The organism is Microbacterium sp. Leaf288 (genome assembly GCF_001422925.1).
Lineage (GTDB): Bacteria > Actinomycetota > Actinomycetes > Actinomycetales > Microbacteriaceae > Microbacterium.
In genome coordinates this window covers 133,798-149,030 of the sequence record NZ_LMNI01000010.1, presented here as the reverse complement: position 1 = coordinate 149,030, position 15,233 = coordinate 133,798, and the positions used below count along the sequence as shown (strand labels likewise).

16 protein-coding genes are annotated in these 15,233 nt (G+C 69.7%); 2 read left to right on the top strand and 14 right to left on the bottom strand.

Annotation, left to right across the window (positions count from 1 at the left end; all coding sequences use genetic code 11):
- Positions 1-108 precede the first annotated feature (108 nt).
- The 3 genes from dnaE to ASF40_RS04825 all read right to left on the bottom strand — a co-directional run bounded on the left by dnaE (position 109) and on the right by ASF40_RS04825 (position 4,766).
- Positions 109-3,579, bottom strand: a complete 3,471-nt coding sequence (dnaE, locus tag ASF40_RS04835) for a DNA polymerase III subunit alpha (protein WP_056368205.1) — start codon at positions 3,577-3,579, stop codon at positions 109-111.
- 158 nt (positions 3,580-3,737) lie between these two features.
- Positions 3,738-4,187: a DinB family protein gene (locus ASF40_RS04830; RefSeq protein WP_056367110.1), complete on the bottom strand. Its 450-nt coding sequence runs from the start codon at positions 4,185-4,187 to the stop codon at positions 3,738-3,740.
- Positions 4,188-4,196: 9 nt separating this feature from the next.
- Positions 4,197-4,766 carry a GNAT family N-acetyltransferase gene (locus tag ASF40_RS04825; protein WP_056367109.1) on the bottom strand — a complete coding sequence of 190 codons (570 nt, stop codon included), beginning with the start codon at positions 4,764-4,766 and terminating at the stop codon, positions 4,197-4,199.
- A 130-nt stretch (positions 4,767-4,896) separates the two neighbouring features.
- Here ASF40_RS04825 and ASF40_RS04820 point away from each other — a divergent pair, with 130 nt between their 5' ends.
- On the top strand, positions 4,897-5,370 hold the full coding sequence (locus tag ASF40_RS04820) for an NUDIX hydrolase (protein WP_056367108.1): 474 nt from the start codon (positions 4,897-4,899) through the stop codon (positions 5,368-5,370).
- A gap of 12 nt (positions 5,371-5,382) precedes the next feature.
- Here the strand turns inward: ASF40_RS04820 and ASF40_RS04815 are convergent, their stop codons facing one another.
- The 9 genes from ASF40_RS04815 to murC form a co-directional block, all read right to left on the bottom strand.
- A complete protein-coding gene (locus ASF40_RS04815; RefSeq protein WP_056367107.1) occupies positions 5,383-6,303 on the bottom strand; it encodes an RluA family pseudouridine synthase in 921 nt (306 codons plus the stop codon).
- 1 nt (position 6,304) lies between these two features.
- Positions 6,305-7,114: a signal peptidase II gene (lspA, locus tag ASF40_RS04810; RefSeq protein WP_396823292.1), complete on the bottom strand. Its 810-nt coding sequence runs from the start codon at positions 7,112-7,114 to the stop codon at positions 6,305-6,307.
- A 3-nt stretch (positions 7,115-7,117) separates the two neighbouring features.
- Positions 7,118-7,696 carry a DivIVA domain-containing protein gene (locus ASF40_RS04805; RefSeq protein WP_056367106.1) on the bottom strand — a complete coding sequence of 193 codons (579 nt, stop codon included), beginning with the start codon at positions 7,694-7,696 and terminating at the stop codon, positions 7,118-7,120.
- Positions 7,697-7,831: 135 nt separating this feature from the next.
- A complete protein-coding gene (locus ASF40_RS04800) occupies positions 7,832-8,131 on the bottom strand; it encodes a YggT family protein (RefSeq protein WP_056367105.1) in 300 nt (99 codons plus the stop codon).
- Between the two features lie 9 nt (positions 8,132-8,140).
- Complete coding sequence (locus tag ASF40_RS04795) at positions 8,141-8,605, bottom strand: cell division protein SepF (protein WP_045298951.1); 465 nt, start codon at positions 8,603-8,605, stop codon at positions 8,141-8,143.
- A 32-nt stretch (positions 8,606-8,637) separates the two neighbouring features.
- Entirely contained in the window at positions 8,638-9,324 is a 687-nt protein-coding gene (locus ASF40_RS04790) for a YggS family pyridoxal phosphate-dependent enzyme (RefSeq protein WP_056367104.1), read from the bottom strand.
- Positions 9,325-10,482 (bottom strand): cell division protein FtsZ, encoded by a 1,158-nt coding sequence (gene ftsZ, locus ASF40_RS04785; RefSeq protein ID WP_056367103.1) that lies wholly within the window; start codon positions 10,480-10,482, stop codon positions 9,325-9,327.
- A gap of 176 nt (positions 10,483-10,658) precedes the next feature.
- A complete protein-coding gene (locus tag ASF40_RS04780; protein ID WP_056367102.1) occupies positions 10,659-11,666 on the bottom strand; it encodes an FtsQ-type POTRA domain-containing protein in 1,008 nt (335 codons plus the stop codon).
- Between the two features lie 7 nt (positions 11,667-11,673).
- Positions 11,674-13,098, bottom strand: coding sequence for a UDP-N-acetylmuramate--L-alanine ligase (gene murC, locus ASF40_RS04775; protein ID WP_056367101.1), 1,425 nt, complete (start codon positions 13,096-13,098; stop codon positions 11,674-11,676).
- Between the two features lie 117 nt (positions 13,099-13,215).
- Here murC and ASF40_RS04770 point away from each other — a divergent pair, with 117 nt between their 5' ends.
- A complete protein-coding gene (locus tag ASF40_RS04770; protein ID WP_235560139.1) occupies positions 13,216-13,608 on the top strand; it encodes a GntR family transcriptional regulator in 393 nt (130 codons plus the stop codon).
- A gap of 6 nt (positions 13,609-13,614) precedes the next feature.
- On the opposite strand, the gene ASF40_RS04765 is transcribed toward ASF40_RS04770, so the two are convergent.
- Positions 13,615-14,034, bottom strand: coding sequence for a hypothetical protein (locus tag ASF40_RS04765; protein WP_056367100.1), 420 nt, complete (start codon positions 14,032-14,034; stop codon positions 13,615-13,617).
- 38 nt (positions 14,035-14,072) lie between these two features.
- Complete coding sequence (locus ASF40_RS04760) at positions 14,073-15,158, bottom strand: UDP-N-acetylglucosamine--N-acetylmuramyl-(pentapeptide) pyrophosphoryl-undecaprenol N-acetylglucosamine transferase (RefSeq protein WP_056367099.1); 1,086 nt, start codon at positions 15,156-15,158, stop codon at positions 14,073-14,075.
- Positions 15,159-15,233: the final 75 nt, after the last annotated feature.

Here is a 15,233-nt window from a genome sequence, read left to right as displayed (position 1 = left end):
GGCGAGCTCCCGAGGCCCGCGTCGACCTGATATTACCCACGGCGCATGAGACGCCGATGAGACGGCGCGACGCGCGGCGACCTGCGCCGGCGCACGCGCGCCCTGCTGTCATCCCAGGCACTGCGGCCCGAGAAGACCCTTGAGCTCGCCGTACAGATCCGGGGTGATCCGCACGGTGTGCGGCACCTCGAACACCTTCGCCACCGTGCCGCTGTGGAGCTTGAGTGACACCTCGGTGTCGCCCGCGTGGCGGTTCAGAGTCTGCAGGAGCTCCCCGACGAGCGCCTCGCTCGCGCGCCGCTCGGGCACGATCAGCACCAGGGTGCTGGATTCGTCCATGCTGCCGAGATCCGGCGAGAACGCGGACTGCGCGTGGAGGTTCATGCCGTCGTCGCGGCGCGACACGCGGCCGCGCACCACGAGGATCGAGTCGGCCTGCAGCATGTGCTGGAACTCGGTGTAGGTCTTGCCCATGAACATGACCGTGATCTCGCCGTCGAAGTCCTCGACGGTGATCATGCCGTAGGGATTGCCGCTCTGCTTGGCCACGCGATGCTGGACGCTCGTGACGAGACCGGCGATCGTCACCTGATCGCCGTCGCCCACGTCCTCCGAGGCCAGCAGGTCGTGGATGCTCGTCGAGGCGTGCTTCGCGAGTGGGATCTCGAGGCCGGCCAGCGGGTGGTCCGACACGTAGAGGCCGAGCATCTCGCGCTCGAAGGCGAGCTTGTCCTTCTTGGTCCACTCCGGCCGCTCGGGCACCTTGGCCGCCTGCTGGGGCTCGTCGTCCCCCCACAGCGAGTCGAAGTCGAAGCCGACCTCGCCGTTGGCCTCGCGGCGCTTGTCGAGCACGGCCGCCTCGGTCGCGTCCTCATGGATCTCCATGAGCGCGCGCCGCGTCGAGCCCATCGTGTCGAACGCGCCGGCCTTGATGAGCGACTCGACCGTCCGCTTGTTCGCCACGTGCACCGGCACTTTGGAGAGGAAGTCGTGGAAGCTCGAATAGGTCGTCTCCGCGCGGGCGGCGACGATGCCGTCGACGACGTTCGCGCCGACGTTGCGCACCGCGCCGAGGCCGAATCTGATGTCTTCGCCGACGGCCGCGAAGTACCGGATCGATTGTCCGACGTCGGGCGGCAGCACCTTGATGCCCATGCGGCGGCACTCGTTGAGGTACACCGCCATCTTGTCCTTCGAGTCGCCGACGCTGGTGAGGAGCGCGGCCATGTACTCGGCGGGATAGTGCGCCTTGAGGTACGCCGTCCAGTACGAGACGAGTCCGTACGCCGCGGAGTGCGCCTTGTTGAAGGCGTAGTCCGAGAACGGCAGCAGGATGTCCCACAGCGCCTGGATCGCGGCGTCGCCGAAGCCACGCTCCTTCATGCCGCCCGAGAAGCCCTCGTACTGCTTGTCGAGCTCGGACTTCTTCTTCTTTCCCATCGCACGGCGCAGGATGTCTGCTTGGCCGAGCGAGAAGCCGGCGACCTTCTGCGCGATCGCCATGACCTGCTCTTGATAGATGATCAGGCCGTAGCTGATGTCGAGGATGTCTTTCAGCGGCTCCTCGAGCTCCGGATGGATCGGCGTCACCGGCTGCAGGCCGTTCTTGCGCAGCGCGTAGTTCGTGTGCGAGTTCGCGCCCATGGGGCCGGGACGATACAGCGCGATGACGGCCGACACGTCTTCGAAGTTGTCGGGCTTCATGAGCCGCAGGAGCGATCGCATCGGTCCGCCGTCGAGCTGGAACACGCCGAGCGTGTCGCCGCGCGTCAGCAGATCGTACGCGGGGCGGTCGTCGAGCGCGAGGTGCTCGAGGTCGAGCTCCTCGCCGCGGTTCAGACGGATGTTGTCGAGCGCGTCCGAGATGATCGTGAGGTTGCGCAGCCCCAGGAAGTCCATCTTGATGAGGCCGAGGGTCTCGCACGACGGGTAGTCGAACTGCGTGACGATCTGGCCGTCCTGCTCGCGTCTCATGATCGGGATGATGTCGAGCAGCGGCTCGGACGACATGATCACGCCGGCGGCGTGCACGCCCCACTGCCGCTTGAGGCCCTCGAGTCCGAGCGCGCGGTCGAACACCGTCTTCGCCTCGGGGTCGGTCTCGATCAGCGTGCGGAACTCGACCGCTTCCTTGTAACGCGGATGCTGCGGGTCGAACATGCCGTCCAGCGGCATGTCCTTGCCCATCACGGCCGGGGGCATCGCCTTGGTGAGCCGCTCCCCCATGCTGAACGGGAACCCGAGCACACGGCCCGCATCCTTCAGGGCCTGCTTCGACTTGATGGTGCCGTACGTGACGATCTGCGCGACGCGCTCGGAACCGTACTTCTCGGTGACGTAGTCGATCACCTCGCCGCGGCGACGGTCGTCGAAGTCGACGTCGAAGTCGGGCATCGAGACGCGGTCCGGGTTGAGGAAGCGCTCGAAGATGAGGCCGTGCTCGAGCGGGTCGAGGTCGGTGATCTTCATCGCGTAGGCCACCATCGAACCGGCACCCGAGCCGCGGCCGGGGCCCACCCGGATCCCGTTGTCCTTCGCCCAGTTGATGAAGTCGGCGACGACGAGGAAATACCCCGGGAAGCCCATCTGCAGGATGATGCCGGTCTCGTACTCGGCCTGCTTGCGCACCTTGTCGGGGATGCCGCCCGGGTAGCGGTAGTGGAGGCCGCGCTCGACCTCCTTGATGAGCCAGCTGTCTTCGGTCTCGCCGTCGGGCACCGGGAACCGGGGCATGTAGTTCGCCGCGGTGTTGAACTCCACCTTGCAGCGCTCGGCGATCAGCAGCGTGTTGTCGCATGCCTCGGGGTGGTCGCGGAACAGCTGCCGCATCTCCTGTGCGGTCTTGATGTAGTAGCCGTCGCCGTCGAACTTGAAGCGGTTCGGATCGTCGAGCGTCGACCCGGACTGGACGCAGAGCAGGGCGGCGTGCGCGTCGGCCTCGTGCTGGTGCGTGTAGTGGGAGTCGTTGGTGGCCACGAGCGGGATGCTGAGGTCCTTCGCGAGCCGCAGGAGATCCGTCATGATGCGACGCTCGATCGAGAGGCCGTGGTCCATGATCTCGGCGAAGTAGTTCTCTTTGCCGTAGATGTCCTGGAATTCGGCGGCCGCTGCGCGGGCCGCGTCGTACTGACCGAGCCGCAGGCGCGTCTGCACCTCGCCCGACGGGCAGCCGGTCGTCGCGATGAGCCCCTTGCCGTACGTCTGGAGGAGCTCGCGGTCCATGCGCGGCTTGAAGTAGTAACCCTCCATGCTCGACAGCGAGCTCAGCCGGAACAGGTTGTGCATGCCCTCGGTGGTCTCGCTCCACAGCGTGGTGTGCGTGTAGGCACCGGAGCCGGAGACATCGTCGCTCTTCTGCTCGGGCGTGCCCCACGCCACGCGCGACTTGTCGCTGCGGTGGGTGCCGGGCGTGACATACGCCTCGAGTCCGATGATGGGGTTGATGCCGGCGGCCTGGGCCGCGCGGTAGAACTCGAAGGCGGCGAACGTGTTGCCGTGGTCGGTGACGGCGATCGCCGGCATGCCGTACTCGGCCGCCGCCTGCGTCATCGCCCCGATCTTGGCCGCTCCGTCGAGCATCGAGTACTCGCTGTGCACGTGCAGATGGACGAAGGAATCGGATGCCACGCAACGAGTCTAGGTTCGGCCGCCGACACCGGCTGCGGCATCCGTCGTGAGTCGCGGACTCCTGCCACGAGGTGCCTTCACCCTCGACTCGAGGGTGAAGGTCAGAGGTCTCAGAAGTCTTCGTCGAGGGCGTACTGGCGCTGCCATGACTCGGGGCGGTCGATCCCGAGGCCGTACAGGTAGCGGATGAGCTGGCCGTGATGCTGCGTCTCGTGCTCGAGCAGCGCCAGCGCGTAGGTGAGGGATGCCTCGTCCCCGGCGTCGAGCCCCGTGATCCAGTCGTCGACATCCGCAGAGGTCTGCACCAGTGCGGCGCGCAGGGCCGCGGCATCCGTCGTCTCGCCAGCCGTGACCGGGCTCGTGAAGCCCTTCCACTCCCCCGCCCTCGCGGCACGCGGGTAGCTCTCGCGCGCCCCGAGGACGCACCACAGCTGGTGTCCGACCGTGTCGGAGGGAAGGCCGGCGAGGTGCGAGCCCAGCTGCTCCGCCGAGACCGCGTCGACGAAGTCGAGGTAGAGGGTGTTCGCGCGGGAGAAGCGGCGGCGCAGGAGTTCGTTCACGCGTCCACGCTAGAGGTCGAGACGCATGAGCACGCGGGGAAACCCCGACAGCACCGACGCGGTGTCGGCCGCCTTCACGAACCCGGCCGACTCGAACAGCCGGCGCGTGCCGACGTACGCCATCGTGAGGTCGACCCTGTTGCGGCCGTTGTCGACCGGGTAGCCCTCGATGGCGGGTGCGCCCTGATCCCGCGCGAAGTCGACGGCGCCGTCGATGAGCGCGTGCATGACGCCCTTCTTGCGATGCCCCGGCCGCACGCGGAAGCACCAGAGCGACCACACGTCCTGCTCGTCGATGTGAGGGATCTTGCGGAACGTCGCGAAGTGCGTCCGCGTGCGCGGCGCGACCGCCGCCCACCCGACGACGTCGTCGCCGTCGTAGGCGAGCACGCCGATGGGACCCTCCTCGTCGATGAGCCGGCGCACGCGCTCTCCGCGCTCCGGACCCTTGAGCGCGAGGTTCTCCTTCGACGGGATGCGGTAGCTCAGGCAGAAGCACACATTGGACGCCGGATTCTTCGGACCCACCATGGTCGCGACGTCTTCATACACCGTCGCGGGCCTCACCTCGATCGACATGGCCACACTCTGCCCGAGGCATCCGACATCGTCCAGCGCCGTCCGGCCACCTGCTCGCCTGCGCCGATGCGATGCCTCGCGCGGCAGTGCATGACAGGTGAGCCACGATGCGGCCCCATAGGGTGTCACCATGCCCACGCCAGACTTCGTGCTCGACCTGCGCCGCAAGATCGGCACCGACCCTCTCCCGCTCGTCGGAGTCACCGCCGTGGTCGTCCGCGGCGAGAAGGTGCTGCTCGGCCGTCGCAGCGACAACGGGCGTCTCACCCCGATCACCGGGATCGTCGATCCGGGCGAGGAGCCCGCCGACGCCGCCGTGCGCGAGACCCTCGAGGAGGCCGGCGTGGTCTGCCGCGTGGATCGGCTCGCCTGGGTGCACCAGATCCCGAGGGTCACGTACGAGAACGGCGATCAGAGCGACTACCTCGACATCACCTTCCGCTGCGACTGGGTGTCGGGCGAGCCGTTCCCGGTGGATGGCGAGATGACCGAGGTCGGCTGGTACGACCTCACGGCGCTGCCCGAGCTCGAACTCTCCGACATGCGTCGCAGGATCGAGTTCGCCCTGCAGGATGAGCCCGCCCGCTTCGAAGGCGGGCGCTGAGCGGGAGCGGGCTCAGTCGCCGCGCAGCTCGCTGAGCGCGTGCGCGAGGTCGGCCGGATACTCCGACGTGAACGTGACCCAGTCCCCGGTCGCAGGATGCGCGAACGAGAGTTCGTGGGCGTGGAGCCACTGGCGCGTGAGGCCGAGCCGCGCCGACATCGTCGGGTCGGCGCCGTAGAGCGGATCGCCGACGCACGGGTGCCGGTGCGCGGCCATGTGCACGCGGATCTGGTGGGTGCGCCCCGTCTCGAGGTGGATCTCGAGCAGCGAAGCGCCCGGGAATGCCTCGAGGGTCTCGTAGTGCGTGACGGAGTCCTTGCCCTCGGGGGTCACCGCGAACTTCCACGAGTGCGACGGATGCCGCCCGATCGGCGCGTCGATGGTGCCGGCGAGCGGGTCGGGATGCCCCTGCACGACGGCGTGATAGATCTTCTCTACCTCGCGCTCCTTGAAGGCGCGCTTGAGCGCGACGTACGCCTGCTCGGTCTTGGCGACGACCATGAGGCCGCTCGTGCCGACGTCCAGTCGGTGCACGACGCCCTGGCGCTCGGCGGCGCCGGTGGTCGCGATGCGGTAGCCGCCGGCGGCGAGGGCGCCGAGCACCGTCGGCCCTTCCCATCCGAGGGAGGGATGCGCCGCGACACCCGATGGCTTGTCGACCACGACGATGTCGTCGTCGTCGTACACGATGCCGAGGTCGGGCACCTCCACGGGCACGACCCGCGGTTCCTCCTTCGGCGCCCACGACACATCGAGCCAGGCGCCGCCGCGCAGTTTGTCGGACTTCGCGAGCGTGCGCCCGTCCATCGTCACGCCGCCGGCTTCGGCGACCTCCGCAGCGAAGGTGCGCGAGAAGCCGAGCATCTTCGCGAGGGCCGCGTCGACACGGGCGCCGTCGAGGCCGTCGGGAACGGGCAGGCTGCGAGAGTCCACGTCAGAGCTGGGCGCCGGACTCGGGCCGCTTCGGGTCGTGGCCGGCCTCGTGCTCGGCCTCGTACTGCTCCGCCTCGCGCTCGGCCTCTTCCTCGACCTCGTGCTGCTCGGTCTCGCTCAGCGGGGGCAGCCCGCGCTCGGCGGCGGGGATGCCCGCGTCGGGGTCGGCGACGGGGAACTCGTCGCCGAAGCCCTCCACGGTACCGCCGGAGGCGAACTGATCGCCCTCGGCGCCGAGGAGCGTCTCGTCGTTCTCGGCCTCGTCCTCATTCTTGCGGCCGTGGTCGCGCGTACCGTCCATGTGAACCCCCACGAGTACCAAGAGTGCGATCGCGATCATGTCGCACACGATGAAGATGTCGGCGACGTTGTAGATCGCCGGAGACATGCCGGGGAAGAACCACATCCACGGCGTGTTGATGAAGTCCACGACGTGCCCGACGCCGAAGCCGGGGTCGCGGAAGAGCCGGTCGGTGAGATTGCCCAGGACGCCGCCGAGGAGGAGTCCGAGGGCCACCGCCCACAGGCGCGAGCGCACCCGCGTCGCCGCGAGCCACCCGATGACGACGGCGACGACGGCCAGCGCGATCGTGAAGATCCACGTGACCTCCTCACCGAGCGAGAAGGCGGCGCCGGGGTTGCGGGTGAGGTAGAAGCTCAGGAAGTCGCCGAGGACCTCGACCGGCTCCTGGTACGGCAGGTTCTCGAGCGCAAGATACTTCGCCAACTGGTCGGCGGCCAGCACCAGCACCGCGAGAACCGCGATGATGGTGCCGGCCGCCGCCTGACGAAGGGGTGGTCGGCTCGACAAGGCCTAGAGGCCCAGCGCGGAGACCGGCTGAGCGCCGGACGCCGTCGCCGTGGTCTCGAGGTCGCGCAGCTTGCCCTCGATGTAGCTGCGCAGCTGGGCGCGGTAGTCGCGCTCGAAGTTGCGGAGCTCGGAGATGCGGCCCTCGAGTGTGGTGCGCTCGCGCTCGAGCTTCGAAAGCTCCTCGCGACCGCGCGTCTCGGCCTCGGACACGATCGATGCGGCCTGCGACTTGGCGTCGGAGATGAGCTGGTCGCGCTGGGCGATGCCCTCGGCGACGTGCTCGTCGTGCAGACGCTGCGCCAGCTCGATGATGCCGGCGCTCGCGGCGGGAGCGGCGCCACCCGCGGCGGGGGTGGGGGCGGGCTCGGCGGCAGGCGCCGGGGCGGCAGCCGGGGCAGGCGCGGCAGCACCCGACTCGTACGCCGCCAGCTTGGCCTTCAGCTCTTCGTTCTCGGTGAGAGCCTTGCGCCACTCCACGACGATCTCATCGAGGAAATCGTCCACCTCGTCCGGGTCGAAACCCTCCTTGAAGCGGACGTGCTGGAACTGCTTGGTGACGACGTCATCGGGGGACAATGCCATGGTGATTCCTCTTTCGAGCGTCTGGTCGCTGGCCGATGTCGGGGCGGCCGCCGGCTGGCGGCCGTTCGTATCAGCAAAGCATAGTCATCGGTTCTGAGAGTGTCGAAGCCGGCGACCGGGTCGGAGTGAGTCGGTTCAGCCCGCGATGGTGCGAGTGATGCTGAGCAGGATGAAGCACAGCAGCATCGTCAGCGCGAACCCGAAGTCGATCGCGATCGCCCCCACGCGCAGCGGCGGGATGAAGCGGCGGAACAGCCTGATCGGCGGGTCGGTGACGGTGTAGATGATCTCCGCGGCGACGAGACCCGCGCCCCGCGGGCGCCACTCCCGGTTGAAGAACGGGATCCAGTCCAGGACCAGCCGCGAGAGCAACACGAAGACATAGAGCAGCAGCGCGAGGTTGAGGATCGCTGCGATGAGTTGGACGACTGCCACGTAGCCAGATTACGGCTGCGCGAACGGAACCGACTCCGGATCCGCCTGCGCGACCGCTCCGTCGCCCGACACGGCGACGTTCTCGGGCGAGAGCAGGAACACCTTGCTGGTGACCCGCTCGATGCGTCCGTAGAGACCGAGCGACAGGCCGCTCGCGAAGTCGATGAGGCGTCGCGCGTCGGCGTCGCTCATCTGCGAGAGGTTGATGATGACGGGGATGCCGTCACGGAAGTTCTCGGCGATGACCTGGGCATCGCGGTACTGCTTGGGGTGCACCGTGAGGATCTCGTTGATCGCCGCGGGCGCCGGCTGGCGGACGACCGCGGGGCGGTGGATCGGCGTCACGGGAGCGGCCGGCTTCTCGACGACCTGCTCGGACTTGCGAGCACGCGGCTGAGGGGCCGGCTCTTCGTAGACCTCTTCCTCGTCGGCGAGTCCGAGGTACACCATGGTCTTCTTGAGCGGGTTCGACATCTGATCCTCCGTAGTGCTCATCTGTTCCGAGGCTAACCGCGTTGTGGTCTGGGTCCGGTGATTGCCGAACCGATGCGTAGGTGTGTCGCGCCGGCCGCGATGGCCTCGGCGAAGTCCGCGGTCATGCCGGCGGAGATCCACTCCGCATCGGGGACGACCGCGCGCACGACGCCCGCGAGACGGTTCAGCCGCTCGAACGCCGGCGCAGGCGGCTCGTCCAGCGGCGCGACCGCCATCACCCCGCGCACACGCAGCGAGGGCAGCGCGGCGGTGTGAGCGGCGAGGGCCTCGAGGTCGTCAGGGGCGACGCCGCCACGGCCGGGGTCGTCGGTGAGATTGACCTGCAGCAGCACGTCAAGGACCGCGTCTCCCGGCTCGGCCACGGCGTCGAGCGCGTCCGCCAGGCGGGCACGGTCCAGCGAATGGACGACGGATGCTGCAGCCCGGATGGCGCGCGCCTTGTTGGTCTGCGCCTGCCCGATGAAATGCCAGCGCAGTCCGTCGAGGTCTCCGACCTCGACCGCCTTGCGGCTGAACTCCTGCTGCCGGTTCTCCCCCACATCGCGCACGCCGAGCCCGTACAGCTCCTCGACGAGCGACGCCGGGTGGAACTTCGTCACGACGACGCGAGTGAGCTCGGACGGATCACGGCCCGCCGCGCGCGCAGCATCCGCGATCCGCTCATCGATCGCCGCGAGACGATCGGCGAGGTCGCCCACTTACTTGAGGAAGTCGGGGATGTCGAGGTCGTCGTCGCCGAAAGCGGTGTCGTAGGACGACTCCGTGACGGCGCCGACTGCGACGGGAACCTGGGGCGTCTGCGTCTCGACGACGTCGCGGTCCTTCGCGGCCTCGTCGGCGGACGTCACGGGCAGCGCGGGGGTCGAAACGACGCGCGTGGCCGTGATCGGCTCGATGCGGGCCTGCGGCTCGCCCCCGTCGAAGCCCGCCGCGATGACGGTGACGCGCACCTCGTCGCCGAGGGTGTCGTCGATGACCGTTCCGAAGATGATGTTCGCCTCGGGGTGCGCGGCCTCCTTGACCAGCTGCGCCGCGTCGTTGATCTCGAAGATGCCGAGGTTCGAGCCACCCTGGATCGACAGCAGCACACCGTGCGCGCCCTCGATCGAGGCCTCGAGCAGGGGCGATTCGACGGCGAGTTCGGCGGCCTTGATGGCGCGATCCGCCCCCCGCGCCGAGCCGATGCCCATGAGGGCCGAGCCCGCTCCCTGCATGACCGACTTGACGTCGGCGAAGTCGAGGTTGATGAGACCGGGCGTCGTGATGAGGTCGGTGATGCCCTGCACACCGGCCAGGAGCACCTGGTCGGCGGTGGCGAACGCCTCGATCATCGAGATTCCGCGATCGCTGATCTCGAGCAGGCGGTCGTTCGGCACCACGATGAGGGTGTCGACCTCTTCCTTGAGGCGTGCGACGCCCGTCTCGGCCTGCTGCTGGCGGCGACGACCCTCGAAGGAGAAGGGCTTCGTCACGACACCGATCGTGAGTGCTCCTATCGACTTCGCGATCTTCGCGACCACCGGGGCACCGCCGGTGCCGGTGCCGCCGCCCTCGCCCGCGGTGACGAAGACCATATCCGCGCCGCGCAGCGCCTCCTCGATCTCCTCCGCGTGGTCCTCGGCCGCGCGCCGCCCCACCTCGGGGTCGGCGCCTGCGCCGAGTCCTCGTGTCAGTTCGCGCCCGACGTCCAGCTTGACGTCGGCGTCGCTCATGAGCAGCGCCTGGGCGTCGGTGTTGATGGCGATGAACTCGACGCCCCGCAGGCCGAGCTCGATCATGCGGTTGACCGCGTTCACTCCGCCGCCGCCGACGCCGACCACCTTGATGACGGCGAGGTAGTTCTGGTTCTGGCTCATGCCGGCCTCCGTAGCCCTGGACCTGTCTAAACCTTCAACCTCTAGTAGAGGTATAAAGAATTGCCCGGTATGCAATTCCTTTGTCACGAAAGTAGGCCGATGCCGCGCGCGTGCGCGGACCGAGTCGGCGTGTCGCGCCATCTGGTACTCGAAGTCGCGTCGGAGGGCGTCTCGGGTCAGCGGACGACGACGACGTCAGGCGAGGAGACGTCGTACGTGTACACGTCGGCCGGGGGCCGGGCGGCCATCGTCTTGGCGAGGTTGAGAGCCTTCTCCGCCGAATCCTCCGCGCTCCCCCACACGACCTGCGTGTTGGTGCCGCCGAGTTCGAGCGTCACGTCGTCGGGGGTGGAGGCCGCGACCCCCGTCACCTGCGCGCGGATCTCGTCCGGCAGCGACCGCATCACCTGACCGGCCGCGGCGAACGCGTCGGAGTCCACACCGCCCGTGATCGTGAGCACGGGGGTGCCGGCACTCGGGGTGGCGGTCGTCGACAGCGCGACGCCGGCCGCGTCGACGAGCGTGTACCCAGCACGCGTCTCGATGAGGCCGATCGGCGTGCGCTCGACGATCCGCACCACGAGCTCGTGCGGCGGGCGCGCCTCGAGGGCGTACGTCTCGATGAGCGGGAACGCGACGAGCTCGGCCTTGACGGCGCTCTCGTCGACCAGTGGCAGCGGCTTGCCGAGCTGACCCGACAGGGCGGCGGCGACATCGCCCGCGGCGAGCTGCTGCGCCCCGACCACGGTGATCTTCTCCACCCCGAACAGAGGACTGTACGCGGCGCCGAGCGTGCCGAGGGCCAGGAGGAGGACGGATGCTGCCGCACCGAACCACACCGCGCGCCGGCGTCGCTGGCGCACGGTGAAGCGGCGGATCTCGGCGCGCAGCGCCTTGCGCCGGGCGTGGGCGGCCCGCCACACCTCGCGGAAGCCCACCTCCGCAGCATTCAACCCCTCGTCCGTCGTCGGGTCGAGGTCGGGGTTCGCGTCGGGCAGCGGCGACGGCGACGCCAGCGGGATGACGGGAGCCGTGCGGTTCTCGTCGAGGGTCGGCTCGACGGGCTCGCGCTCCGGCGCCGGCGCCTGGTCGCGGGCGGGGCGCTGCGTGCGCGCCGACGCGGCCTTCTCCGCCGTGCCGCGCGAGGCGACCGGCGACTGCGGCAACGGCGACGGGCGACGCATGCGGCTGCTACTCCGCCGTGGCCGTCTGACGGGCGGGGTCCTCGTGGGCGAGGGCCTCGAGGACCTGCGGGATGATGAGGTACACGTTGCCGCAGCCGAGCGTGATGACGTAGTCGCCGTCGCGCGCGACCGAGGCCGTGTAGTCGGCGGCCTCCTGCCAGTCGGGAACGTAATGCACGTGCGACGGGTCGGCGAAGGCGCCGCTCACGAGCTCGCCGGTGACTCCGGGCACCGGGTCCTCCCGGGCGCCGTAGACGTCGAGCATGACGGTGTGGTCGGCGTACGTCTCCAGCACCTCGGCGAACTCGCGGTACATCTCCTGCGTGCGCGAGTAGGTGTGCGGCTGCTGGATCGCGATGAGGCGTCCGTCGCCGACGACCGAGCGCGCGGCGGCGAGGGCGGCGGCGACCTCGGTCGGGTGGTGCGCGTAGTCGTCGAAGACGCTGACGCCGCGCTCGACGCCGTGCAGCTCGAAGCGACGGACGGTGCCGGCGAAGCCCTCGACCGCGCGGACCGCGGGCTCGAGGTCGTGGCCGAGCGTGAGGAGCACGGCGACGGCGCCGGCGGCGTTGATCGCGTTGTGGGCGCCGGGAACCGGCAGCTGCGCGTCGACGGTGACCCCGTCGTGCGTGATGCGGAACGAGACGGGGCCGTCGGTGACGATGTCGCTCACGCGCACCGTCGCGTCTGCGGCCTCGCCGAAGGTGACGACGTGCGGGTGGGTGAGCTGTGCGGCGACGAGCTGCGCACCCGCGTCGTCGGACGAGATGACGACCGCCTCGCGCGCCTCGTTCGCGAACCGGGCGAACGCGGCGTAGAACGCGTCGCGCGTCCCCCAGTGATCGAGGTGGTCGGGGTCGACGTTCGTGATGAGCGCGATCGACGTGTCGTACAGCAGGAACGTGCCGTCCGACTCGTCCGCCTCGATGACGTAGAGGTCGTCCGAGCCGCTGCCGCTCGAGACGCCGAGCTGCGCGATGACGCCGCCGTTCACGAAGGTCGGCTGAACGCCCAGGTCGCGGAGGGCGGTGACGATCATGCCGGTCGACGTGGTCTTGCCGTGCGCGCCGGCGACCGAGACGAGCCGGCGGCCGCCGATCAGCCAGTACAGCGCCTGCGACCGGTGGATGACGTGGAGCCCGCGCTCTTTGGCGAGCACGAACTCGGGGTTCTCGGGCCAGATCGCGCCGGTGTGCACGACGGTGTCGACGTCGTCGGCGAGGTTCGACGCGTCGTGCCCGACGTACACGGTCGCGCCGAGCTCGGCGAGCTCGCGCAGCGCCTTGCTGTCGGCGCGGTCGGATCCCGAGACGCGGATCCCGCGCTCCAGATACATGCGGGCGAGCCCCGACATGCCGGATCCGCCGATTCCGATGAAGTGGGCGGCGGTGATGTCGTCGGGAATGGGAAGACTGAGATCGGGTCTGATCATGACCGGTCAAGTCTAAGTTGGCGGGCGGATGCCGCGGCCCCGGCGCGCTGGGGCGGCTCGGCGCCGGAGTCGACTTTGTGTTGACACATTGATACAGACCGCGACACAATCGGAATCATGCCCGAACAGTCCGAGATGTCGTTCGTCATCGACCCATCCTCCGCCGTCCCGCCGTTCGAGCAGCTGCGCACGGGGCTCATCGACGCGGTCGCGTCCGGCGAGCTCGCCGCGGGCGCGCGACTGCCCACGGTGCGCCGCCTCGCCGAGGACCTGGGTGTCGCGCCCGGCACGGTCGCCCGCGCGTACCGCGAGCTCGAGGCATCCGGAATCATCGAGACGCGGGGTCGCAACGGCACGTTCGTCGCCTTCGACGCCGACCCCGCCCGTCAGCAGCTGCAGCGCGCCGCCGCGGCGTTCGCCGCGCAGGTGCGCGACCTGCATCTCGACGCCGAGGAGGCCCTCGCCGTCGTCACCGCAGCGCTCCGCTCTCCGGGCGCCACCACGGCCTGAACCCGATCACAGCCGGGTGTTCGCACACTCCCCCAGCTGGGACATCGACAGCGCGTCAGGGCATTCGTCGAGCCACCAGCCCTCGCCGTAGCGATCCCTCGTCATGTCGGTGTAGATCTGCCACCCACCGCCGGGGGGCACGCGGTAGTACTGCGTGATGGGGTCGCCCTCGGTGCTCGGTCGTGTCACGGCCAGCTCCGCGCCGGCGACGGACGCCTCCTCGAGGCACGCGATGTCGCCGGTCGGAACCTCTTCGCCCTGTTCGAGCACGACGGTGCCGCACGAGGGCAGCTCCTCGCGATCGAGGAAGGCCTGCGGCGTCGGGCCGCCTTTCGGCGCACCCGGCCCGGTCACGCATCCGCTCAGCGCGAGCACGCTGACGCCCGCCAACAGCACCGCCGTCGCCCACTTCGTCGCGCTCGCCATCGGTCCCCCGGTCCACTGCGGTCGTGAGTGAGATCGTCTCAGGCGCGCAGCGCGTCGTCGATCATCGCGACGACGTTCTCGGTTCCGGTGCGGGTGCCGACGGATGCCGCGGCCGCCGCCATCGCCGCGCGGCGGGTCTCGTCGGTCAGGAGCGGCACGACCTCCGACCGCACGCGGTCGCCGGTGAACTCGGCATCCGGAATCAGGATCGCCGCGCCGGCGCGCACCGCCGACGAGGCGTTCAGCGCCTGCTCGCCGTTGCCCACGGCGTACGGCACGTAGGCGGTCGGGATGCCCAGAGCGCTGATCTCGCTGACCGTTGCCGAGCCCGCGCGCGACACGATGAAGTCGGCGAGGGCGAAGGCGAGGTCCATGCGGTCGACGTAGCGGCGGACGACGTACCCGGGCGCGCCGGGGTCGACGAGCTCGGAGCGCTCGCCGGTGACGTGCAGCAGCTGCCACCCGGCGTCAACGACCGCGCGCCAGCCCTCGTCGTGGCCTTCACCGAAGGCGGCGTTCAGGCGCTGCGCGCCGAGCGAGCCGCCGAAGACCAGGAGCACGGGCTTCGCGGGATCGAGCCCGAAGTACGCGGCGGCCTCGTCGCGGAGGGCGGCGCGATCCAGCGACACGATCTCGCGACGCAGCGGCATTCCCACGACCTTCGAGCGCTTGAGCGGCGTCCCCTCGAACGCCACGCCGACGCCGGCCGCCCGGCGGGCGCCGAGCACGTTCGCGAGTCCCGGGCGGGCGTTGGCCTCGTGCACGACGAACGGCACGTTCTCGCGCCGCGCCGCGACGTACGCCGGGGCCGACGCATAGCCGCCGAAGCCGACGAGGACGTCGACGCCGCGCTGCGCGATGTGAGCCCGCACCTGTGAGATCGCGCGGGGGAAGCGCGCAGGGAACGCGGCGGCCGCCTTGTTCGGGCGCCGCGGGAACGGCACCTTGTCGACGAACAGCAGCTCGTAGCCGCGGTCGGGCACGAGCCGCGCTTCGAGCCCCTCACGGGTGCCGAGCACGAGCACTTCGGCCTCGGGGTCGCGGGCGCGCAGCGCGTCGGCGACAGCCAGGAGCGGGTTGACGTGTCCGGCGGTGCCGCCGCCGGCAAGGAGGTACGTCGTCACTCCCCGAGCCTACCCGGCTCGGTCCCTGCCGGTTCGGGGCGCATTCGCTCCGTTGGGGCGCAGAACCTCCGCCCC